General features: G+C 53.7%; 21 protein-coding genes. 17 read left to right on the top strand and 4 right to left on the bottom strand.

The genetic code is table 11. From position 1 onward, the window contains the following. The first annotated feature begins 12 nt into the window (after positions 1 to 12). The 15 genes from HS105_10265 (at position 13) to HS105_10195 (ending at position 16,469) form a co-directional block, all read left to right on the top strand. On the top strand, positions 13 to 492 hold the full coding sequence (locus HS105_10265) for an NADH-quinone oxidoreductase subunit C (GenBank protein MBE7516976.1): 480 nt from the start codon (positions 13 to 15) through the stop codon (positions 490 to 492). A gap of 30 nt (positions 493 to 522) precedes the next feature. Continuing rightward, positions 523 to 1,743, top strand: a complete 1,221-nt coding sequence (gene nuoD / locus HS105_10260) for an NADH dehydrogenase (quinone) subunit D (protein ID MBE7516975.1) — start codon at positions 523 to 525, stop codon at positions 1,741 to 1,743. Between the two features lie 170 nt (positions 1,744 to 1,913). Then, on the top strand, positions 1,914 to 2,357 hold the full coding sequence (gene nuoE / locus HS105_10255) for an NADH-quinone oxidoreductase subunit NuoE (GenBank protein ID MBE7516974.1): 444 nt from the start codon (positions 1,914 to 1,916) through the stop codon (positions 2,355 to 2,357). An 89-nt stretch (positions 2,358 to 2,446) separates the two neighbouring features. After that, positions 2,447 to 3,712: an NADH-quinone oxidoreductase subunit NuoF gene (gene nuoF, locus HS105_10250; protein MBE7516973.1), complete on the top strand. Its 1,266-nt coding sequence runs from the start codon at positions 2,447 to 2,449 to the stop codon at positions 3,710 to 3,712. A 30-nt stretch (positions 3,713 to 3,742) separates the two neighbouring features. After that, the gene (locus tag HS105_10245; GenBank protein MBE7516972.1) at positions 3,743 to 5,101 is read left to right on the top strand and encodes a hypothetical protein; all 1,359 of its coding nucleotides are present in this window, start codon (positions 3,743 to 3,745) and stop codon (positions 5,099 to 5,101) included. Positions 5,102 to 5,117: 16 nt separating this feature from the next. After that, positions 5,118 to 5,270 carry a 30S ribosomal protein THX gene (locus tag HS105_10240; GenBank protein MBE7516971.1) on the top strand — a complete coding sequence of 51 codons (153 nt, stop codon included), beginning with the start codon at positions 5,118 to 5,120 and terminating at the stop codon, positions 5,268 to 5,270. 56 nt (positions 5,271 to 5,326) lie between these two features. After that, entirely contained in the window at positions 5,327 to 7,606 is a 2,280-nt protein-coding gene (locus tag HS105_10235) for a molybdopterin-dependent oxidoreductase (protein MBE7516970.1), read from the top strand. 9 nt (positions 7,607 to 7,615) lie between these two features. Continuing rightward, positions 7,616 to 8,704, top strand: coding sequence for an NADH-quinone oxidoreductase subunit NuoH (gene nuoH, locus HS105_10230; protein ID MBE7516969.1), 1,089 nt, complete (start codon positions 7,616 to 7,618; stop codon positions 8,702 to 8,704). A 31-nt stretch (positions 8,705 to 8,735) separates the two neighbouring features. After that, the gene (locus HS105_10225) at positions 8,736 to 9,302 is read left to right on the top strand and encodes an NADH-quinone oxidoreductase subunit J (GenBank protein MBE7516968.1); all 567 of its coding nucleotides are present in this window, start codon (positions 8,736 to 8,738) and stop codon (positions 9,300 to 9,302) included. A 28-nt stretch (positions 9,303 to 9,330) separates the two neighbouring features. After that, complete coding sequence (nuoK, locus tag HS105_10220; GenBank protein ID MBE7516967.1) at positions 9,331 to 9,636, top strand: NADH-quinone oxidoreductase subunit NuoK; 306 nt, start codon at positions 9,331 to 9,333, stop codon at positions 9,634 to 9,636. A gap of 45 nt (positions 9,637 to 9,681) precedes the next feature. Next, complete coding sequence (nuoL, locus tag HS105_10215) at positions 9,682 to 11,802, top strand: NADH-quinone oxidoreductase subunit L (GenBank protein MBE7516966.1); 2,121 nt, start codon at positions 9,682 to 9,684, stop codon at positions 11,800 to 11,802. A gap of 1 nt (position 11,803) precedes the next feature. Next, positions 11,804 to 13,387, top strand: a complete 1,584-nt coding sequence (locus HS105_10210; GenBank protein ID MBE7516965.1) for an NADH-quinone oxidoreductase subunit M — start codon at positions 11,804 to 11,806, stop codon at positions 13,385 to 13,387. A gap of 42 nt (positions 13,388 to 13,429) precedes the next feature. Beyond that, positions 13,430 to 14,962 (top strand): NADH-quinone oxidoreductase subunit N, encoded by a 1,533-nt coding sequence (locus HS105_10205; GenBank protein ID MBE7516964.1) that lies wholly within the window; start codon positions 13,430 to 13,432, stop codon positions 14,960 to 14,962. A 14-nt stretch (positions 14,963 to 14,976) separates the two neighbouring features. Next, positions 14,977 to 15,462 (top strand): hypothetical protein, encoded by a 486-nt coding sequence (locus HS105_10200; protein ID MBE7516963.1) that lies wholly within the window; start codon positions 14,977 to 14,979, stop codon positions 15,460 to 15,462. Between the two features lie 77 nt (positions 15,463 to 15,539). After that, a complete protein-coding gene (locus HS105_10195; GenBank protein ID MBE7516962.1) occupies positions 15,540 to 16,469 on the top strand; it encodes a hypothetical protein in 930 nt (309 codons plus the stop codon). Between the two features lie 22 nt (positions 16,470 to 16,491). Here HS105_10195 and HS105_10190 read toward each other — a convergent pair whose 3' ends face one another. The 3 genes from HS105_10190 to HS105_10180 are packed head-to-tail and all read right to left on the bottom strand — an operon-like array spanning position 16,492 to position 18,927. After that, positions 16,492 to 17,610 carry a carboxylate-amine ligase gene (locus HS105_10190; protein ID MBE7516961.1) on the bottom strand — a complete coding sequence of 373 codons (1,119 nt, stop codon included), beginning with the start codon at positions 17,608 to 17,610 and terminating at the stop codon, positions 16,492 to 16,494. 15 nt (positions 17,611 to 17,625) lie between these two features. After that, positions 17,626 to 17,958, bottom strand: a complete 333-nt coding sequence (locus HS105_10185; protein ID MBE7516960.1) for a PilZ domain-containing protein — start codon at positions 17,956 to 17,958, stop codon at positions 17,626 to 17,628. Positions 17,959 to 18,015: 57 nt separating this feature from the next. Continuing rightward, on the bottom strand, positions 18,016 to 18,927 hold the full coding sequence (locus HS105_10180; protein ID MBE7516959.1) for a LysR family transcriptional regulator: 912 nt from the start codon (positions 18,925 to 18,927) through the stop codon (positions 18,016 to 18,018). 125 nt (positions 18,928 to 19,052) lie between these two features. Between HS105_10180 and HS105_10175 the strand changes: the two genes are divergently transcribed. Both HS105_10175 and HS105_10170 read left to right on the top strand, forming a co-directional pair. After that, on the top strand, positions 19,053 to 20,186 hold the full coding sequence (locus HS105_10175) for a cystathionine gamma-synthase (GenBank protein MBE7516958.1): 1,134 nt from the start codon (positions 19,053 to 19,055) through the stop codon (positions 20,184 to 20,186). Between the two features lie 46 nt (positions 20,187 to 20,232). Beyond that, positions 20,233 to 21,168 carry a serine/threonine-protein phosphatase gene (locus HS105_10170; protein ID MBE7516957.1) on the top strand — a complete coding sequence of 312 codons (936 nt, stop codon included), beginning with the start codon at positions 20,233 to 20,235 and terminating at the stop codon, positions 21,166 to 21,168. Between the two features lie 21 nt (positions 21,169 to 21,189). Here HS105_10170 and HS105_10165 read toward each other — a convergent pair whose 3' ends face one another. Continuing rightward, a complete protein-coding gene (locus HS105_10165; GenBank protein MBE7516956.1) occupies positions 21,190 to 21,684 on the bottom strand; it encodes an NfeD family protein in 495 nt (164 codons plus the stop codon). Positions 21,685 to 21,719: the final 35 nt, after the last annotated feature.

Below are 21,719 nucleotides of genomic sequence, written 5' to 3'. Positions count from 1 at the left end.
CACAATTCATCTATGACAGAAAGGCTTCACGAATTCGTTTCAAAGCTGAAAGAGCGCAATGCAGACTGGGTCGCCGACACACCTGAGGCACATGGCGAAGTAACGGTAACGGTTCCGCGCGAGTCCATTGTCGATGTGTGCCGTTTTTTTGCTGATGAGCATCAGTTCGATATGCTCGCGGACCTTTGCGGTGCGGACAATGGGCCGGAGGAAGATCCGCGTTTCGAGATCAACTATCATTTGTTCTCGACAAAACATTACTCGCGGCTGCGTTTGAAGGTTCGCGTGAGTGAGGATGATGCTCACGTGCCGACCGTTTCGACAGTTTGGAATACCGCGAATTGGCACGAACGTGAGACCTATGACCTCGTCGGTGTTGTATTTGACGGACATCCCGATCTTAGGCGAATTCTGCTGCCGTCCGATTTTGACGGCCACGCTTTGAGAAAAGATTACCCGCTGCGAGGCTACGAGCCTTACAGTCTGAATTAGATCGGACAGGCCGCCTGTCTTTCTGTGTATATGGCAACTGCCGCTGAAAATATTTACCCGCTATCTGAGGTTCTTGACAAGCCGCTTGAATCGCAGATGACGTTGTCGATGGGCCCGCAGCATCCGTCAACGCATGGTGTGTTAAGGCTCGATCTGCAACTGGACGGTGAGCTTGTCGTTAACTGCATTCCCGATATCGGATATCTGCATACGGGAATGGAAAAGCTCTTTGAGTACAAGAAATACCAGCAGGGCATCGTTATCACCGATCGGATGGATTATCTGAATCCGCTCGGTAATAACCTCGCTTATGTAATGGCGGCAGAGAAGTTGCTCGACCTCGAGATCCCCGACCGCGCTCAGGTCATTCGCGTTCTTATGTGCGAGCTTCAGCGGATCGCGTCGCACATGGTGTGGCTGGGAACGCACGGTTTGGATCTCGGTGCGATGTCGGTCTTTTTCTTTTGTTTTCGCGAACGCGAAAAGATACTGAACATGATCGAGTCGGCGTCCGGCGGGCGAATGACACCCAGCTATTTCCGCATCGGCGGCCTGATGATGGATCTGCCGGCGGGATTCGAGCAAAGGTGCAGGCAGTTCCTCGATAATTTTCCGGATGCTCTCGACACCTTTGACAAGCTGCTTACCGGAAACACGGTTTGGCAGAACCGCACGAAAGGTATCGGCATCATCTCAGCGGAAGATGCGATAAATTGGGGGCTTACGGGGCCGAGCCTGCGTGGAAGCGGTGTCGAACTCGACCTGCGGCGTCATAATCCATACTCGGGATATGAAACGTACGATTTTGAGATACCGACCGAGCCGGACGGCGACGTTTGGTCGCGGTATATGGTCCGCATTCGCGAGCTTGTCGAAAGCTATAAGATCGTGCGCCAAGCTTTGGACCGCCTCAAGCCCGGCCCGATCAAGGCGAATGCACCGAAGGTCGTCCTGCCCGACCGCGACGATATGCGTAAGCATATGGATTCGCTCATCCATCATTTTTTGATCGTTGCGGAAGGGTTCAATGTGCCTCCGGGCGAGGTATATCACGCGATCGAGGCGTCAAAGGGCGAGCTTGGCGTGTATATGCGTTCAAATGGCGGGCCGAAGCCCGACCGCGTACATTTCCGCGGCCCGAGCTTTGTTAATTTGTCGGCTCTTCCCGTGATGACAAAAGGTGAGATGATTGCCGACGTCGTCGCGGTCATCGGCAGTTTGGACATTGTGCTTGGAGAAATAGATCGTTAGTTAATGGAGAATTGATAATTGATAACGGACAATTCATTGAAAACCATTTTTCATTTTCCATTATCAATTATCCATTGAATTAGATGGCAGCAGCTACACCTACAAGTTATACGGATCAGGTCGTTGTAACTGACGAAGTTGCGGAGTTCCCGCCGGAGGTGGTCGAGGAAATGAGATCGCACCTCGTTAAGTATCCTGAGGAGCGAAAACGTTCTGCGTTGGTTCCGCTGCTTTTTATCGTGCAGCGTGAACGCGGCTGGATAGATAATCCGGGTGTGAATTTCCTCGCGAAGTTCCTTGATATAGAGGTTACGGATGTATGGGAAACGGCTACGTTCTACTCGATGTTCAATATGCATCCGATCGGCCGCCACCATATACAGATATGCAAAACGCTGTCGTGCAAGATAATGGGCGAACCCGATATCACCGAACATATCTGCTCAAAACTCGGCATCAAGCCGGGTGAGACGACCGAGGACGGCAAGTTCACCGTCTCGCTCGTCGAATGCCTAGGCAGCTGCGGCACCGCGCCGATGATGCAAATAGGCTTTGACTATCACGAAGACCTGACCATCGAGAAGGTGGATAAGATATTGGACGAGTGCGGGTAGTATTTGCGGATCGAAGATGCGGACTCCGATCCTGAAGCATTTTTATGGAGATCAAAGCAATTGGCTGTGAGCCGCTACAATTGAAGCTGATGCACGTCGCTGACGGGCATACGCTAAAGGTGTATAAAGATCACGGCGGTTACAAGGCTCTTGAAAAGGCCCTGAAAATGGAGCCGGCAGCTGTGATCGACGAGGTCAAGAAGTCGGCACTTCGCGGACGCGGCGGTGCGGGATTCCCGACGGGAATGAAGTGGTCGTTTGTTCCGAAGGATAACCCGAAGCCGAAATATATCGTCTGCAACGCCGACGAATCCGAGCCCGGCACGTTCAAGGATCGCTATCTGCTTGAGCGCGACCCGCACGCATTGATCGAAGGAATGGCCATCGCCGGATGGGCGCTTGGCTCGAAAACCGGCTACATTTACTATCGCGGCGAGTATCGCTACCTCATTGACATCATGGATCGGGCGCTTGCCGAGGCACGCGAAGCCGGAATGCTCGGCACGAATATCTTAGGGACGGGCTTTGACTTTGATCTGCATACGCAGACAGGCGCCGGAGCGTACATTTGCGGCGAGGAGACGGCTCTTCTTAACTCGCTCGAAGGGCTGCGCGGCCATCCGCGTATGAAGCCTCCATTTCCGGCCATCGCGGGCCTGTATGCGTGCCCGACCGTAGTCAATAACGTCGAAACGCTGACGGCGGTGCCGCAGATAATAAACATGGGCGGCGAAGTGTGGCAGAAGCTCGGCACGGAAAAGAGCGGCGGCACCAAGCTTTGGTCGGTAAGCGGCCATGTGAAAAAGCCCGGCGTCTATGAGCTGCCGATGGGTTATGCCGATATGGAGAAGTTCATCTTCGAGGACTGCGGCGGTATGCTTCGTGATGATAAGAAGCTGAAGGCGGTCATTCCCGGCGGATCGAGCGTCTATATTATGAATACCGGCCAGATTCTCGGAAAGAACGTGACGATGGATTACGAAGGCCTTGTTGCTGCGGGTTCGATGGTCGGTTCCGGCGGTTTTGTCGTGATGGATGAGACCGTGGATATCATGGAATCGACAAAGAACCTTTCGGAATTCTACAAGCACGAGTCGTGCGGCTGGTGTACGCCTTGCCGCGAAGGGACGGATTGGCTGGTCAAGATATTCAATCGTATCGCCGACGGCGGCGGCAGACCCGAAGACGCGCAATTGATGCTCGATATCTGCGACAACATGGAAGGCAAGTCGTTCTGCCCGCTTGCTGACGCGGCGGCGTGGCCGGTACAGAGTGCAATAAGGCAATTTCCCGATGATTTTAAGGAGTGGCTGATGAAAAAGACGGCCGCCCGCGAATTGGCAGCAAATATTTAACGCCAGTTTCCGAAGATCTTTGATAACAGCATGATCGCTGCGATCCGACAAAGAGTAAGCCTCATTGCCGTCATTTGCCTTGGCATATTGGCGCAGGGCGGTGTTGTGTCGGCGCAGGACGATGGACGGCCGTTGATCGTGATCCCGGGCATTATTGGTTCGGAGTTGGTGAATCGGAGGACGGGCGAGGTGGTTTGGCCGAAGGTCCAGCGGTCAAAAGATGATGATCTGAGGCTGCCGATCACTGCCGACCCGCTTAAAAGCCGTGACGACCTTATTGCGGGCGATATTATTCGCAGCATCAAGATAGGTATCTTCCCGCGTATCGACGTTTATCAAGGGCTGATCGACTCGTTCAAGTCGCGTGCCGGATATCATGAGGAGTCGTGGAACGATCCGACCGACAAAGGGGCCGGTAAGGCGATCTACGTCTTTCCTTACGATTGGCGGCTTGATAATGTCGCGACCGCACGCGAACTTGTCCGTAGGATCGAGGCCCTAAAGAAAAAGCTGAAGCGGCCGGATCTGAAGTTCGATGTGGTCGCACACTCAATGGGCGGCCTGATCGTTCGGTATGCGGCTATGTACGGCGATACGGAGCTTCCGTCGCCGATACATAGATCAGCACCATGGGCAGGAGCGAAGTTGTTTGAAAATATTGTCCTGCTCGGGACGCCGAACGAGGGTTCGCTGGACGCTCTTTACGGGTTCAGCGGCGGCTCACGCTGGGGGCCGATCCCGATCAATTTGCCGTGGGTGCAGGGAATTTCTCGTTTCGATGTGTTCACTGTTCCGGCAACCTATGAGCTTTTGCCGGCTCCGGGGACGCTTAATGTGGTTGATCAATATTTTGACCCGATCGCGATCGACCTGTATGAACCCGAGACATGGTCGCGTTACGGTTGGAACCCGATCGATGACCCGAAGTTCGACCGTGAGTTCACGGAGGAAGAGCGAAAGAATGCGCCGGCGTTCTTTCGAGCGATGCTCGCACGGACCAAGCACTTTTACGAGGCTCTTTCTGCCGTTGGAGACTCATCGCAAGGCGTGAGTTTCGATCTGATCGGTTCAGAGTGCAAAGAGACGCTTGATACGCTGTTGATATATCGAAAAGGCGATCGCGATCAGTATCGGACACTTTTCAAAGCTACTAGCTTTTCGCGAACGGCCGGCGAGAAAGTGCCGTCAAGCGAGTTGAAAAAAGTAATGTATGCCGAGGGCGACGGCGTCGTAACAAAACGCTCGTTCGAAACTTGGGACATCAACGATCGCCGAGGGGCGTCCATTCTGCGGCCCGCATCGGTAATGCTGGTTTGCGAGGATCATTCGAGACTCGCCACGAATAGCGAGGTTCAGGACCGCCTGCTTGCACTGTTTGGCGGAAAGTAGAGAGGAGAGAGACCTTATGGGAAAAGGCGATCAACGGAGTCGGCGCGGAAAGATATCCGCGGGGACGTATGGAAAGAGCCGGCCGAAGAAGCGGGCAAAAGCGGCTGAAGCTGCTGCACCTGAGCAAGAGCCGAAACAGGCCCGTAAGAAGACAAAGAAGGCCGAATAGGGGTTTAGCGTGGGGCGGCAGAGATCGACTCGTGACCGTCGCAGGCAGTGAGTTCAATGTCAGAGACAGAGCAAATTAAAGTAACCATAAACGGAACGGATTTCGAGACCGCAAAAGGATCGAGGCTTATTGATGTTTGTCGCGAAAAGGGCTTCGGGATCCCGTCGTTCTGTTATTACAAGGACCTTGCGTTACAGGCATCATGCCGGATGTGCCTTGTGCGGATCGAAAAGATGCCGAAGCTTCAGACGGCCTGCACGATCATTTGCACTGACGGAATGGTCGTTACGACGGATTCCGAAGAGGTACAGAAAGCTCAGCGTGCGGGCGGTGAATTCCTGCTGGCGAATCATCCGCTTGACTGTCCGGTATGCGACCGCGGCGGTGAGTGCGAGCTTCAGGAGGTCGTTTTCGATTGGGGCGATCTCGAAGAGCGTTTTGTTGAGAACAAGAACGTTACGCCTGACAAATACCTGTCGCCGGTTATCGCGAATGATCCGCAGCGCTGCATCCTCTGTAAACGCTGCACACGCGTCTGTACCGAATGGATGGGCGAGGATGCCATCGAGGCGGGCAATCGCGGCGTGGCAACGGTAATAGGTACTTATGGCGGCTGGCTGAACTGTTCGCAGTGCGGCAACTGTGTCGAGGTTTGCCCGACGGGTACGCTGCTCGACGCGGTCTATCGGCACGAGACGCGCACATGGGAACTCGATCAGACCACTACGACCGATGTTTACAGCTCGGACGGAATGCAGATATCGATCGGCTCGCGTGAAGGGGTCGTACATCGTGTCGTAGCTCGTGACCGCTATGTGAACGGCATAAATGGCGAGTTCCTTGATGTAAAGGCACGTTATGCTCACGGCTTCGTAAATCACGCCGATCGGCTCAAGACGCCTCTCATCCGTTACCAGAAGGGCGGAAAGCTGATACCTGCAACATGGGATGCGGCTGTCAAATTTGCGGCGGAGCGGCTGTCGGCTGCGGGCAAGGATGTGGGTGTCGTTGCAAGCCCGAGGCTTACGAATGAAGCCATCTTTACATTACGCAAGTTCGCCGAGGCCGCCGGATCGACGAATGTTGCGGTATCCGACCCGCAGGATCTCGCTCCCGTTTTCGATAATTTGAGCGTTCCGCTCGCTACGCATAAGGAGATCCGTTATGCCTCGGTGATAGTGGTCATTGGCGGCGAACCGGAAGAAGAACAGACCTTCACGGCAAAGCAGGTGCGGCAGGCGGTACGTAACAGCGGAGCAAAGCTCTTTATTGTCAGCGAAATGCCGACAAACCTTGAGCACCAGACCCGTGCTCGGCACATTCATTTGAATGTCGGGACGCAGGATGCCTTCGCTCTTGCTTTTGCTGACAGCAAGAACGACAAACTCGCGGCTGAGAAAGGCGGCATCGACGCGGCCGAGATCGAGGCTGTACGTAACGCGCTGAATGAAGCAAAGGGCGATGTCGTCATAATGATCGGAGGCGACCTGTCGCCGGAGGCTCAGGCTGTGATCGCGAGGAATGCGGTGAACTTCGTCGGCGAAGGCCGCCGTGCTCTGATACATCCGCTTGCCACGTACAACAACTCGGTCGGAGCCAATGATGTGATGCAAGGCCGTATTTCTGTCGAGGATGCGGTAAAGAACGCAAAGGCACTGCTGATCGGCGGCAGCCTTCAGGACGCGGGCATTCTAAAGAACAAAGACTTTATCGCCGTTCAGGAATTGTTCATGACCGAGACGGCGGAACTTGCGGATGTCGTATTCCCTGCAGCGAGCTTTGCCGAGATCGACGGCACGTTCACTAATAACGCGGGCAACGTCCAGCGTGTACGCAGGGCTATCGAGCCTACGCACCAGTCAAAGGCCGATTGGATGATCACCGCTCTTGTGGCGCGAGAAATGGGCCGTCAGATCACGGCCGATTGGTCGGCGTCCGCGATCTTCCGGGAATTGGCTGATACGGTGCCGGCATATTCCGGCCTTCGCTATCCTGCGATGAAGGATGAGACGAACCCGGCGCGTGCGGTGCATATTTGCCGAGCCGATACTGACATTTCACAACAGACGGCCGCACTGCTGGCACGTATCGAGGCGATCACAGGCGAAGGTGCAAAGAATAACGAAAAGCCGAAGATCGGGCATAAGCTCTTCCGGCTTACGACCATGACGAGTAAGACGCCGCAATTCCACCTGCTTGCGGCCGGAAACCCGAAGCCGATGAACCTGATGCTGGCGCCGTTGGAACAATTCGACCTTGACGGCGTTCCGACCGAAAAGGGCAAGGCCGAGGCCGCAGCGATCGGCGCTGCCGACCGTGCATTGGTAACTGATTAGTATTTGGATATGGAAACTGTCCTGAAAACTGCATTTCCTGCTATCGTCGCGTTTCTTGCGGTCGGTGCGGCATTCACCGGCGTAATGCTGATCGTTGCGTACACGGTGCTTGCCGAACGAAAAGTACTCGGCTGGATCCAAGGCCGCGTCGGCCCGAATCGTGTCGGCCCTTGGGGGCTTTTGCAGCCGTTCGCCGACCTCTTGAAATTCATATTCAAAGAGGACGTGATCCCGGATCAGTCAACGCGGTTCGTATATTTCCTCGCTCCGCTCGTTGCGCTGACATGTGCGCTGCTTCCGATGGTCGTGTATCCTTTCGGCCCGCCGATAACGACGATCGATTGGAGCTTTCTGCCGTTCGGGCTGGGCGAGGGCATCACGGCATTCCCGCTGACGATCGCGAGGATCGACATCGGCCTTTTGTTCGTTTTCTCGATAACGTCGGTCGGAGTTTACGGCATCGCCCTTGCGGGATGGTCGTCAAATAATAAATACAGCCTGATGGGCGGCCTCAGATCCGCTGCACAGATGATCAGCTATGAGTTGGCCATGGGAGCCTCCGTGCTCGGTGTCGTTATGCTGTCGCAAACGCTCGATCTGAACGGAATTGTAATGGCTCAGGTCCATTCGCCGTGGCGTTGGAATGTGATACCGCAAATAATAGGCTTCGGCGTCTTTCTGATCGCGGCATTTGCCGAGACGAACCGCGTACCGTTCGACCTGCCTGAGGCAGAGACGGAGCTTGTAGCTGGATTTCATACCGAATATTCGGCGCTGAAATTCGCACTCTTTTTTATGGCCGAGTATGTGAATATGTTCACTGTCTCGGTAATGTGTACGGTATTGTTCCTCGGCGGATGGTATGTGCCGGGCCTCAGCCATATTTTTGAGGTCGGCTCGATACCTTATGCTCTCGTCAGTTTGATCGCTTTTGTGGGCAAAGCCTGCTGCTTCCTGTTCCTTTACATTTGGGTGCGGGGAACGCTGCCACGTTTCCGCTTCGATCAGCTGATGAACTTCGGCTGGAAGTTCTTGCTTCCGGTCGCTTTGGCGAATGTGATCATAACGACCATCGTTGTGTTCTTTTTTAACCGTTGACGCTTGAACGCAGGCCGCCTGCTGCTGAACTATGGTTAGTACGGTCCTATTCTTTATATTTGCTGGCTTTGCCATCGCGTGTGCGGTGTCGATGGTCTATCATCGCAACCCTCTGTACAGTGCGATCTCGCTGGTCGGGGTTTTTATTGCCCTGGCGAGTATCTATGTGCTTTTAGCGGCTCCGTTCATCGGCGTGGTGCAGATACTTGTTTACGCCGGTGCCATCATGGTGCTCGTCGTATTCGTGATAATGCTCTTGAATCTCGATGATGAACCGCCGCTGTCAAAACTGAAGTACCTTTGGGCATTGGGCGGCGGGCTTGGCGTAATTTTGCTCGGGCAGACGTTGTTTGTCTTCTATGCCGTTACGAAAGCGCCGAACAGCCCCGCCGATACCGAAAAGACGCTCGGCAGCACCATTGATATCGGGCGTGCCATGTACACGCAGTATCTTCTGCCGGTCGAGATCGTGGGCATACTTCTGCTGATGGCGGTCATAGGGTCGGTGATCCTCGTACGCCGCCTGAGCCAGCCGCAGCTTGAGCTTGTTGTTGAGACCGAGGAAGAAAAAAGGCATCTCGAGAGCGATCGAGGCTGAGTTTTGAGAGCGAAGGCAGAGTTTTGATATGGAACCATCATTAGGAAGTTTTTTGGCACTGTCGGGCATACTCTTTACGATCGGCTGTGTAGGAATGATCTTTAAGCGCAATGCCTTAGGACTTTTTATGTGCCTTGAATTGATGCTGAACGGCGTCAATTTGACCTTTGTCGCATTCTCACGTTATTACGGCGATGCAACGGGGCAGTTGTTCGTTTTTATGGTGATGAGTGTCGCTGCCGCCGAGGCCGCGGTCGGATTGGGCATCATTATCGCCTTTTTCCGCAACAAGATATCTGTCGATGTGGACGACGCGAGTATTTTGAAGAATTAAAAGTATCACAAGGGCCGGAGAGCGGCAGCGCTCTGATCGTTTGGAATGAACGAAAATAACCTTCTAAGTCTAGTAATTTTCGCTCCGCTTGCCGGTGCAGTCATCAACTGGTTGATCGGCGGCAAACTGCGGAACGAGTTGTTCAGCGGCGTTGTGGCTTGCGCGGCGATATTCGTGTCGTGTGCCGTCGCATTGTACATAGCATTTGTCGCAGGCGGCGGAGCGATGTTCGCGGCTCAGCCGACGTTCGATCATTTATGGACTTGGGTCCAGGCGGGCGACTTCCGTGCGGATTTCGGCCTTGCGATGGATCATTTGTCGGCGATCTATGCGTCGTTCATTACATTTGTCGGCCTGCTGATCCACATCTTTGCAACGGGATATATGAAGGGCGACAGCGGATTCTACCGTTTCTTCGCCTACCTGAACCTGTTCATGTTCTCGATGCTGACGCTTATCCTTGCCGATAACATTCTGCTTATGTTCGTCGGTTGGGAAGGCGTGGGCCTTTGCTCGTATCTGCTGATCGGTTACTACTTTACAAAGGACGAGGCACGGCGTGCCGCTAAGAAGGCCTTTGTAATGAACCGAATCGGCGATTGGGGCGTGCTGATCGGGATATTCCTGATCTTCACGCTGACCGGTTCGATGTCGTTCTACGATAAGACGGTTGACGGCGTACACGTCGCCAGTGCGCTGAATGTGATCGCCCAAATGTCTGCCGATCCGTTCAGCTGGCAGAGTATCTTTGCGGGCGGCATTACATCGGCCGCAGTGCTTCTATTCATCGGCGCGACAGGCAAATCCGCACAGATACCGCTTTTTACATGGCTGCCGGATGCAATGGCAGGCCCGACACCCGTCTCGGCGCTTATCCACGCAGCGACAATGGTTACGGCCGGTGTCTATATGGTAGTACGCTGCAACGCGATATATCAGAATGCGCCGACGGCGATGTTCATCGTCGCCTTGATCGGCTGTGGTACGGCGATATTTGCCGCTTCGATCGGCCTCGCTCAGAACGACATCAAAAAGGTTCTCGCTTATTCGACCGTTTCTCAGCTCGGTTATATGTTCCTTGCCTGCGGCGTCGGTGCGTTCATCTCGGCGATATTTCATGTGATGACGCACGCTTTCTTCAAGGCGCTCTTGTTCCTTGGCTCAGGCTCGGTCATTACAGGAATGCATCACGAGCAGGATATGCGCAAAATGGGCAATCTACGCAAGTATATGCCGATCACGTATATCACGATGGGAACGGCTTGGCTTGCGATCTGCGGCATACCGATATGGGCCGGCTTTTTCTCAAAGGATGAGATCCTTTATCGCACCTTTTCGGCAAGCGGACTGCCGGAAGGCTGGAATTATGTTCTATGGATCGTCGGCCTCATTACGGCGGTGCTTACTGCCGTGTATATGACGCGTCTTATGGCGATGACCTTCTTTGGCGAGGAGCGTTATCATAACAAGATCGAAGGTCAGCACGCTTCTGCCGATGATGAGGAGCATCATCCGCTCCCTGCCGATTTTAAGCCGCATGAGTCGCATTGGTTGATGACAGCGCCGCTCATTGTCCTTGCGGTACTTTCGACCATCGGCGGGCTTGTCGGCGTTCCGTATGCGATGAGTTCGATGTTCGGAGCCAAGGACATGAACGTCTTTGAACGCGTCCTCGAACCGGTGATCGCAAAGGTAGGGCCGAATGCCGGACACGAGGCGCCGGCTGCGGGCGGCGAACACAATGCGGCTGCTGCGGCGTCTGAGGTGCACCACTCCGCCGAGGAAGTTTCTGCGGAACGAAAGCTCGCTGTACTTTCGGTCATTTTGGCCGTTGCCGGCATCGTCGCTGGTTGGCTGTTATTCGCAAAGACGCCCCTGAGGAAGCTGCCGAAGATACTCGAGGACAAATGGCGTGTTGACGAACTCTACAACGGCTATTTTGTCGATCCGCTTACGACGCTGTCGCGCGAAGGGCTTTGGAAAGGGTTTGACGTCGGATTTATTGACGGCATCGTCAACGGCATTGGCCATTTTGCGGTAGAACTAGGCAACGCCGTTCGCTCCGTTCAGGTCGGCTACATTCGCAGTTATGCTGCGGTGATAGTCTTCGGAGCCGTCGTCGTCGTCGGTTACTTTATTTATTACGGATTAAAGCTGGTCGGTTAGTATGGGTCTTATCACCGAAAATCTTTTGACTATCCTGATCCTTCTGCCTGTGGTCGGAACGTTGCTGATGATCGCTCATCAGATGTTCTGGGGAAAGGAGGGCCATTTGAAGTGGCTCGCTTTGGGCGTTACGCTCGCGAATTTCCTCATTTCTTTGACGATGTTCGGTACGGCATTGCCGTCCGGGGGCTACATCTTCGAGCAGAACGTGCCGTGGATCAGTGCGATCAATACCAATTATCATGTCGGCGTTGACGGCCTCAGCTTCTGGCTTGTCCTTTTGACGACGTTCATCATGCCGATCTCCGTGTTGGCGGCATGGAATGCCGTCGAGAAAAAGCAGACCGCATTCTATGCGTTCATGCTCTTGCTCGAATCCGCTATGCTCGGCGTATTCGTATCGCTCGACCTGCTTGTTTTTTACCTGTTCTTCGAGGCTTCGCTTATACCGATGTTCTTTCTCATCGGCGTTTGGGGCGGCAATAACCGCATCTATGCGGCGCTGAAATTCTTTATTTTCACAGGTGTCGGCAGCCTGCTGATGCTCGTTGCTATAATCTCGCTGTATTACATTTATGCCGATCAGACGGGCTTTCACGGTACGTTCGATCTTGTCGCCATTACGCAGGCTCTGAAAGGCGGCCAAATGAGCTTTGCCGGCCCGATGGCGACGGCCGGTACGCTGCTTTTCCTGGCATTCGCTCTTGCGTTCTCGATCAAGGTTCCGATATTTCCGCTGCATACATGGCTTCCGGACGCTCATACCGAGGCTCCGACCGCCGGCTCCGTCATCCTTGCCGCAATACTTCTCAAGATGGGAACATACGGGCTGATGCGTTTCAACTTCGCTCTGTTCCCCGAACAGAGCCGCGAGTGGGCATGGCTTTTTATAATCCTCGCGGTCATCGGCATCATTTACGGTGCGCTGGTTGCAATGGTGCAGCCGGATTGGAAACGGCTGGTTGCCTATTCATCGGTCGCACACATGGGCTTCATCGTTCTCGGAATGTTCTCATTTACCGAAATGGGAATGCAGGGCGCGATCTATCAGATGCTCAATCACGGTGTCTCGACCGGAGCACTCTTCATCCTTGTCGGATTTATCTATGAACGGCGGCATACGCGTGAGATCGATAAGCTCGGCGGCCTTGCTACGCCGATGCCGATTTTCGCGACCTTTATGGTCATTACAACAATGTCCTCGATCGGATTGCCGTTCCTGAACGGATTTATCGGCGAATTCCTTGTAATGATCGGTATGTTCGATTCGCAGGTCCTTTCATCTTCCGGCCCTGTGAATTGGAATTATTTTGCGGCGATGTGGGCATGTATAGGTGTTATTTTGGCCGCGGTTTATCTCCTTTGGCTCGTGCAGCGTGTTTTCTTCGGAAAGGTTACACGCGAAGAGAACCGTGTAGTAACTGACCTTTCGTGGCGTGAGATAGGCTTGATGATACCGCTGCTGTTCCTGATGGTTTATATGGGAGTTTATCCCAAGCCGTTCCTCAGCAGGACGGTTGACAGCGTCAAGGCGATCGAAGTGCACGTGATGCAGCAGGCCGGCGGTACGGTCGCGGAAAAATAACCGAGAATTGACGCAGAGAGATTTATTTAGATGAGTATTTTGATGATCTCAGAACTTTTGACCCCCGACCCGAACATCTCGATCATTCTGCCGGAATTGATCGTCGCCGCTGCGGGTATCGTAGTGATGCTCTACGACTGCTTTTTCCCCAAGCAGCGCGGCGTGACGGGGGCCATTTCGATAATTGCTCTGTTCACTTCGGGCATCTTCCTGGCTATGATGTGGGGCGGAACCGTGCCTGCGACCTCATGGAACGGCATGATCGCAACGGACAACCTGCGCCTCAGCTTCTCGTTCGTCTTTTTGTTCGTTACGGCAATGACCATCCTTGTTTCGACCGTATGGACTGAGAACGAAAAGATACCGGTCGGCGAGTATCACGCTCTGCTGATGTTCGCGACCTTCGGCATGATGATGATGTCGGCCGGCAACGATCTGGTCGTGATCTTTCTCGGGCTTGAGACGCTTTCGATATCGACCTATGTGATGGCAGGTCTTCGCCGCGGCGATCTCAAGTCGAACGAATCTGCGATGAAGTATTTCTTCCTTGGTTCGTTCGCTTCTGCATTCCTCCTTTATGGAATGGCTCTCGTTTACGGTGCTACCGCAACAACCAATCTCACGCAGATCGCGGCAAAGATGTCAGATCCCAATTTTCCTGCGCTGATGCTCGTCGGCGGTGCGTTGATGATCGTCGGATTCGGTTTTAAGGTTGCAATGGCTCCGTTCCATGTGTGGACACCGGACGTATATGAGGGAGCACCTTCGCCTGTTACGGCATTTATGCTTGCCGGGCCAAAGGCGGCAGCTTTTGCGTCGTTCCTGCGGATATTCGTTCTCGGTTTTCCGCTCATCGCCGGTATCAACGTCTCATCCTATCTGCACGAATCGTGGATCACGGGCATTTCTGTGCTTGCGATCCTAACAATGACCGTTGGAAACGTTGCTGCTATCCTGCAGTCGAATATCAAGCGAATGCTCGCATATTCATCTATCGCGCATGCAGGCTATACGCTTGTCGGTTTTGTAGGTGCAGGCCTTGCAAAGACCCAAGCCGCACGCGATGAGGCGATCGCTGCCGTTGCCTTCTATATGCTGACCTATGCGATCACGAACCTCGGAGCGTTTGCGATCATTACGCTAATAGGTCAAAAGAACGACCGGCGCGCCGATATCGAAGATTATCACGGTATCGGTTTCCGCTCGCCCGAGCTGTCATTCTCGCTTTCGCTGTTCCTGCTTTCGCTGCTCGGAATGCCGCTCACGGCGGGCTTTGTCGGCAAGGTTCTCGTATTCCGGCCGGCTCTGGAAGCCGGCAATGTACTCGTAACGGCCATGGTTGTCGTTGCGGTGATCAACACGGCGATCTCGGCGTATTATTACCTTCGCGTCGTCGTGGTGATGTTCTTTAAGGAACGCGTTTCGGAATGGCGTACGCCAAAGATGACGCCTGCTCTGGCGGCAGCACTGATCGCTGCAGTTATAGGCATATTCTATTTCGGACTCTTTGGCGACCGCGTTATCAAGCGTTTCTCAACCTCGCCTGCACAGATATCGGTGAGGGCCGAGAAATAGTCCGGTTTCGCGGCATGGATCCGATCGCATTGTTACGTTCCGGGCTCGGCAGTGAGTGGCTGCCGAGCCTTTACCTCTCAAAAGTACATTCTCAGCGGACTCGCCGCATCGTCCTCGACATTCCCGAGCGGGAGAATTCTCCGGCCATCCAATACACACTGTTAGGTATCGAATTAAGGGTAGGCAAACGCCGCATCTCGTGCCCGGACCTTGCGGCGGCGCGTTATTTGCGTGTGTTCGTTCGGATCGGCGTCCGGGAGTTCGCCGTTCCGTATAACATCACAAAGGTTTCGGTCATTGCCGACGAACTCGAAACCGCATGGCAGCGGCTGATACTTATGATCGATGAGGCTTCAGTAAGTCTCGCACCGGCGGCGATGAAACGGTTTCGCGGACGGGTACTTAAACATCTCCGCTCTGAATTTTATGCTATCGGAGCGGGTGAAGAGGTTCCGCAATTTGATACGAAGGCGAGCGATCGCTATGCCGGGAGGCCCTAGCACTCTTTACCAAGACGCCGGGAATGGTATAATACTTGGATGCGCGGCGGTGCATCGCCCGCATAGGTTAGGTTGATATGTACGACAGGATATCTAAGGCGGCGGAAACTGAGAACCTTCCGTTCCCTTACAATAACAGTACTTTCTGCCAGTACGAGCCGATCGAGAAGCAGATCAGCCACTCGAAGGTGCTGATCGTTAACGATCTGCTGCGCTACGAGTCTGACCTGTCCGACCTTGCGCGCGAGGAGTGGGGCGAGTCGCTCCATGCAAAGCTCGAGTTTGAGCGCTCCGTGTCGTCAATGGCTTGCGACAATATCGCACGAAACGTTATCCGGCTTGTAAAGAACCCGAAAACGCTGACCGTTCATCTGTCGGAGATCGCTGAAGCAGCGGAGCGGTTTCGCCCGAACGCGATCGTTATGTCGGGCACATACGCGGACTTTGACTACTATAATCCCGAGCATATCAAAAAGTTCACGGAGTTCATCCACTCGACGAAGATACCCGTGCTTGCCATTTGCGGCGCACACCAGCTTGTCGGCCTTGCTTACGGTGCTGAATTGACGACACTTGACAAGCTTGACCCGGCAGAGAAGCGGGACGGCCGCGTGGTGGAATATCAATACCGCTTTGTAAAGATCGTCGATAAGACGGATCCGATCTTTGCGGGAAATGACGATGAGCGCAGCGGTGTTTGGCAGGAGTACACAAAAAAGGACAATATCCTGCGCGTGTGGCAGAATCACGGCATCCAGGTCGAGGGTGTGCCTGATGGCTTCAAGCTCCTTGCGACGTCGTACCTTTGTAAGAATCAGATGATGGTCAAACGCACAGACGGGCAGATGATCTACTGCGTCCAGTTCCATCTGGAAAAATCATTTGAGGACTGGCACAAGAACCCGACGCGGTGGGAGCATCAGAATAAGAGCCGCGACGGCCGCATCTTGTTCGAGAATTTCCTTGAACTTGCACTTCAGCACAGCACAAGCCGGTCAGACAGTTGAGCGGCAGCAAATGTTCGTCCCGCTAAAAGCACGGGTTAGGCACATTTTCCATCGTGTTCGTGATCAGCATATCAACGACGGCCTCAAAGTTGCCGCCTGATTCCTCAAAGATACGGATCTGATCGTCGGCAGATGTGCCGCGGTCGAGTATGGTGTAGATGTGCTCGATCTCTTTTCGCGAACCGAGCGGATCGACAACCTCATCGACAAACTCAAGAAGCTCGTGTATCAGATCCTTGACCGGCACTTCCTTCTGCTTGCCGAGATCGAGAAGTTTGCCGTCAAGCCCGTAACGGATCGCCCGCCATTTGTTCTCAAGTATCAGCCGGCGCGGATAAAGCCGGAAACCGAGGTTCGCGTCTATGAGCAGATGCAGTTTTGCAACGATGGCCTGAAATAGGGCAGCGATCGCGATGGTGTCATCGACCCGTGTCGGGATATCGCAGACACGGAATTCGAGCGTAGGGAACTTATAGTGCGGGCGTACATCCCACCAGATCTTCGATCCGTCGGGGATACAATTCATCTTTACAAGCAGATCGACATAAGCCTGATACTGAGAATACGACTGGAAGTAGTCGGGCACCTCCGTGCGCGGAAATTTCTTGAACACCTCGGAGCGGTACGACTTAAGGCCCGTGTTGTGTCCGAGCCAGAACGGCGATGAGGTGGACATCGCGAGCACATGCGGCAGGAAATACCTTGCGGCATTCATTATGTGAATGCGGCGCTCGACATCGGGTACGCCCACGTGAACGTGTAAACCGAAAATAAGGAGCGAGCGGGCGACCATTTGAAGCTCGTCAACAAGTATCTTGTAACGGTCGCCTTCATAGATCTTCTGTTCAGACCACTTAGAGAAAGGGTGTGTCGATGCGGCAACGATCTTCAGGCCTTTGCGGCCGGCGAGTTCGGAGATGATACAGCGGAGTTTCGAGATATCCTCGCGGGCTTCCTGTATGTTCGCACAGACGCCGGTGCCGACCTCGATCATCGATTGGATCATCTCCGGTTTGATCTTCTCACCAAGCAGCAGCCTGCCTTCATCCAGCATTTCGGCAACGTGCGATCGAAGCTCACGAGTTTCCGGATCGACTATCTGGAATTCCTCTTCGATGCCCAGCGTAAATTGATCGAACATACCCCTTTTTAACCTCTAATTGTCAGCTATCTCAGTGTGGAGGGCAGCGAGGTCGGCATCCGAGATGTCTCGGAACCTCACACCCACACCTTGCCCCGGATCCGTATAGACGACCACGCCTCTGAGCCGCAGTTCACGTCCGTGAATGCTGATCGTCATCAACAGCGGGTCGCCAATGTCCAGCGGTGCTGCCGTCGTCATGTAAAGGCCGCCTACACCGATGTCGCGTGTGTTGGCAATGCCTGTTCCGTCGCCGCCCTCAAAGCGGACGTCAACAATGAGTTTTTTTCGGTAGGAATCGCGACGCTCACTTTCGGATGGGCGGTCGCCGACTTCATTCTCGCTCATTTGTAAACCTCTCGGTAGTTTTGTTCTAAGTGAAATTCGAACCCTACTGAGTGTAACCTAAAAAGCCTTTCGGCGTACAGACGGTCTTTCGCTTTGCAGGCCGCGGCAAACTTCAAGGAATGCCTCGGCCGCTGCCGACAGTGAAGTGTTCCGCCTGTAGATGACGTTCAACGTCCTTTCCAGCCTCATTTCCGGTACCGTCAGTGCGGAGAGGATACCGGCGTTGATCTCGCTCTCAGCAGTCAGCCTCGGGATCAATGCAACGCCGACACCGCGTTCGACCAGCCGCTTGATCGCCTCAAGCGACGGCAACTCGACCGAGATATTCAGCGGGGTCTTGTGCTTTTCAAACGCAGTTATCACCTTTTGCCTGTATGGCGACGCGGCATTGTGAGCGATGAACGATTCACTGCCGAGTTCGGCGATCGACACCTGCTTGCCTCCGGCCAAATGGTGGTCAGGAGCAACCACGAGGACGAGTTCGTCCGTTACGACCTCGATCGAGTTGATCGTATCATCGTCCGGCGTGAAGGAGATGACGCCGAGTTCAGCCTCGCGTGCAGTTATCGCCTTTGGTATCCGGCTCGCAACACCGCGTTTGACCTCGATCTTGATGTCAGGATGCTCTGCAAGGAATTTATCGATAACGGGCAGCAGGAAAAAGACAGTGTGTTCATTCGCACTTATTCTGACCTTGCCGCGTCGAAGCAGCCGCATCTCGCGAAGGGCCTCCAACGCATCGCGGCGAATGTTCAGCATTTCGACAGCATGCTCGCAAAGGACCTCTCCCGCCGGCGTTAGCGTTCCGTCCTTGGACGATCGATCAAAGAGCACCTCGCCAAGCTGATCTTCCAGTCGCGACACTGCTTGGCTGATAGCGGGCTGCGAACGGCCCAATACCTCAGCGGCTCTCGAAAAGCTTCGCTCCCTTGCAACGGTTAAGATGACCTCTAGTTGATTGATGTCCATTAGTACGACTTATGATAACTATAGAATAATAAATGTTTGATGCGACGGCAATAATTAGAGTGATATTCCTAAGGCGTGAATAGCGGGCAAAGGTATAAATAGGCTAAAATATAGGCTTCTTACTTATGGGTTTTTCAACAAAGGCCATTCACGCGGGAAATGAACCCGATCCTACGACAGGTGCGGTCAGCGTCCCGATCTACCAGACATCGACCTATGCCCAAGAAGGTCTTGGCCGCCATAAAGGCTTTGAATACGCACGTACTCAGAATCCGACGCGAACCGCACTTGAAAAGAATATCGCTGCGCTAGAGGGAGCGAAGTTCGGCTATGCATTCGCGTCGGGGATGGCAGCGATCGACACTGTGCTGAAGCTCGTAAAAGCGGGTGACCATGTTCTGCTTGGCGATAACACATACGGCGGGACGTTCAGGCTCTTTAACAAAGTGCTCACAAATTACGGTATCGAGTTCGATCTCGTCGATACGACCGATGCGGAAGGCATCGACGGTGCTTTCAAGCCGAACACGAAAATGCTCTTTGTCGAGACGCCGACCAATCCGGTTATGTCCGTAACCGATCTTGCGGCCGTTTCGGGCGTTGCTCACGCTCACGGCGCCAGGGTCGTTTGCGACAACACCTTTATGTCGCCATACTTCCAACGCCCGATCGAACACGGCGTTGATATCGTAGTTCACTCGACGACAAAATATTTGAACGGCCACAGCGACAGTGTCGGCGGTTTCGTCGCTCTAAGCGATGAAAAGGATGCTGAGTGGATAGCATTCGTGCAGAACAGTATAGGTGCTATCCTGTCGCCCTTCGATTCGTTCCTCGTGCTTCGCGGTACGAAAACACTTGCGGTCAGAATGGAGGCTCACGACCGTAACGGACGTGTCGTGGCTAATTTTCTTACCGAGCACCCGAAGGTCGAAAAGGTCTATTATCCCGGCCTTGTCTCGCACCCGCAGCATGAGCTTGCAAAACGCCAGCAGTCAGGCTTCGGAGGAATGGTGTCGTTTGAGACCGGTTCACTTGCTAACGCAAAAAAAGTTCTTGAGTCCGTCAAACTTTGTACTCTCGGCGAAAGCCTCGGAGGTGTCGAAACGCTTATATCGCATCCGGCGTCAATGACGCACGCTTCCGTACCGGAAGAGAAACGACGGAGCCTTGGCATAACTGACGGGCTTGTACGCATCTCTGTCGGCATCGAGGATATTGAGGATATAATCACCGATCTGGATCAGGCATTAAGTTAGGTTCTTGAATGATGTTTCGCGAGAAGATAAACTCGTGCATGCAACTATGTTCACTGTAGAAGTCCACGCGACGTCGCATGTCGGCCGAGTACGTAAGGGCAACGAGGATAATTATCTCCTGCTCAATATCGGCGAGGAAAAACTCTGGACCAGCTCGCAGGACGACAGCGAGTTCGTCATCGAATCGCAGAGTTTTACGGTTGACGATAACGGCATCGTCATTGCCGTGTCCGACGGTATGGGCGGCGCACTTGCGGGCGAGGTCGCTAGTACTATGGCCGTCGAGAGCGTAAGCGAACGGATGCTTGATGTTTCGGTTGATGAGACGATCACGCCTGACAATCAAGATCATCACCTGATCATAAAACTCTACGATGCAACCGTGAATGCAAACCTCCTCATACACGATCAAGGCCGCTCTGAGCCGCAGTATCAAGGAATGGGAGCCACCTTTACCGGATTGGGCGTAACGCCGAACGCAGCGGATATTATTCAGGTCGGCGACAGCCGGGCCTATTTGGTCAGAAGCGGTAAGATCTATCAGGTTACAAAAGACCAGTCGCTAGTGCAGCAGCTCATTGATGCTCAGCAAATATCACCCGAAGAGGCTGAGACACACTCATTAAAGAATGTCATTCTGCAGGCCCTCGGCGCCCAGAATGAGATCTATCCGGTCTCGGTCAGGGTTACTCCTCACAATGGCGATGTATTTTTACTGTGCAGCGACGGCCTTTCCAATAAGGTTACGGCAGCGGATATGCAGCACGCTATTGCCGAGAACATCGACGCATTACAAAATGCATGCGTCGATCTTGTACAGAAAGCGAACGAGAACGGCGGTGAAGACAATATTACCGTTATTATTGCGAGGTTTAAGGGCGAAGACCTGCCTGAACCGGAAGGTGAAGAGGTCAAGCTCGAATTCCTCGAACTTGGCGGCATCCACGATACGGCGGAGCAAGATACAGCAGAGATACTTTGAACCTTTGGCAATAGTGCGTTTCTAGCGCCAGCCCGGCAGTTCCTTTCGAACCGGCCGCACATAGATCGATGAGCCGCGTACCTCGACGACCTCGACCTTTTCGCCTTCGGTCAGAATATCCTCGTCATCGATCGGAAATGCGGTCCAAACAGAGCCGTAAACCCTTACAGCACCTTCCTTTAACGCTCCTTGGCTTGCGGATGAAACGGTGCCTATCTGTCCGGGAAGCGCGTCAACACCCGTTTTAATTCCGCCGCCGCTCTGCGGCAGGTAGGATACGAAAATGGTTCGCGAAAGTATCGTCAGAAAGGTGGACACGACGGCAAATGTAACGAACTGCCAACCAAGGCCAAATCCGAATAGGCTCATTACCATCGCAGCGATCGCACCGACCCCGAACCAGAACAGCACGAAGCCAAGCGTGAATATCTCAGCGACGATCAGCGCAATGCCAAGCACAAGCCAAACGATCCACAACAGGTTACCCATAACGACACGTAAAGCTAAGTTTACCATATCGCCGGACAACAGGCTTTTGTCGAAGCCTATGG

This window comes from Chloracidobacterium sp., assembly GCA_015075585.1.
Classification (GTDB): Bacteria; Acidobacteriota; Blastocatellia; order Pyrinomonadales; family Pyrinomonadaceae; genus OLB17.
This window is presented reverse-complemented; position numbering and strand designations above follow the sequence as displayed.

Coding starts and splice junctions, on each gene's coding strand:
- HS105_10185 (MBE7516960.1), bottom strand. CDS start 17,958: ATGAGCGAGAATGAAGTCGGCGACCGCCCATCCGAAAGTGAGCGTCGC.
- HS105_10210 (MBE7516965.1), top strand. CDS start 11,804: ATGGGTCTTATCACCGAAAATCTTTTGACTATCCTGATCCTTCTGCCT.
- HS105_10265 (MBE7516976.1), top strand. CDS start 13: ATGACAGAAAGGCTTCACGAATTCGTTTCAAAGCTGAAAGAGCGCAAT.
- HS105_10245 (MBE7516972.1), top strand. CDS start 3,743: ATGATCGCTGCGATCCGACAAAGAGTAAGCCTCATTGCCGTCATTTGC.
- HS105_10195 (MBE7516962.1), top strand. CDS start 15,540: ATGTACGACAGGATATCTAAGGCGGCGGAAACTGAGAACCTTCCGTTC.
- nuoE (MBE7516974.1), top strand. CDS start 1,914: ATGAGATCGCACCTCGTTAAGTATCCTGAGGAGCGAAAACGTTCTGCG.
- HS105_10165 (MBE7516956.1), bottom strand. CDS start 21,684: ATGGTAAACTTAGCTTTACGTGTCGTTATGGGTAACCTGTTGTGGATC.
- HS105_10240 (MBE7516971.1), top strand. CDS start 5,118: ATGGGAAAAGGCGATCAACGGAGTCGGCGCGGAAAGATATCCGCGGGG.
- HS105_10170 (MBE7516957.1), top strand. CDS start 20,233: ATGTTCACTGTAGAAGTCCACGCGACGTCGCATGTCGGCCGAGTACGT.
- HS105_10225 (MBE7516968.1), top strand. CDS start 8,736: ATGGTTAGTACGGTCCTATTCTTTATATTTGCTGGCTTTGCCATCGCG.
- nuoD (MBE7516975.1), top strand. CDS start 523: ATGGCAACTGCCGCTGAAAATATTTACCCGCTATCTGAGGTTCTTGAC.
- nuoH (MBE7516969.1), top strand. CDS start 7,616: ATGGAAACTGTCCTGAAAACTGCATTTCCTGCTATCGTCGCGTTTCTT.
- nuoL (MBE7516966.1), top strand. CDS start 9,682: ATGAACGAAAATAACCTTCTAAGTCTAGTAATTTTCGCTCCGCTTGCC.
- HS105_10235 (MBE7516970.1), top strand. CDS start 5,327: ATGTCAGAGACAGAGCAAATTAAAGTAACCATAAACGGAACGGATTTC.
- HS105_10190 (MBE7516961.1), bottom strand. CDS start 17,610: ATGTTCGATCAATTTACGCTGGGCATCGAAGAGGAATTCCAGATAGTC.
- nuoF (MBE7516973.1), top strand. CDS start 2,447: ATGCACGTCGCTGACGGGCATACGCTAAAGGTGTATAAAGATCACGGC.
- HS105_10175 (MBE7516958.1), top strand. CDS start 19,053: ATGGGTTTTTCAACAAAGGCCATTCACGCGGGAAATGAACCCGATCCT.
- HS105_10180 (MBE7516959.1), bottom strand. CDS start 18,927: ATGGACATCAATCAACTAGAGGTCATCTTAACCGTTGCAAGGGAGCGA.
- nuoK (MBE7516967.1), top strand. CDS start 9,331: ATGGAACCATCATTAGGAAGTTTTTTGGCACTGTCGGGCATACTCTTT.
- HS105_10205 (MBE7516964.1), top strand. CDS start 13,430: ATGATCTCAGAACTTTTGACCCCCGACCCGAACATCTCGATCATTCTG.
- HS105_10200 (MBE7516963.1), top strand. CDS start 14,977: ATGGATCCGATCGCATTGTTACGTTCCGGGCTCGGCAGTGAGTGGCTG.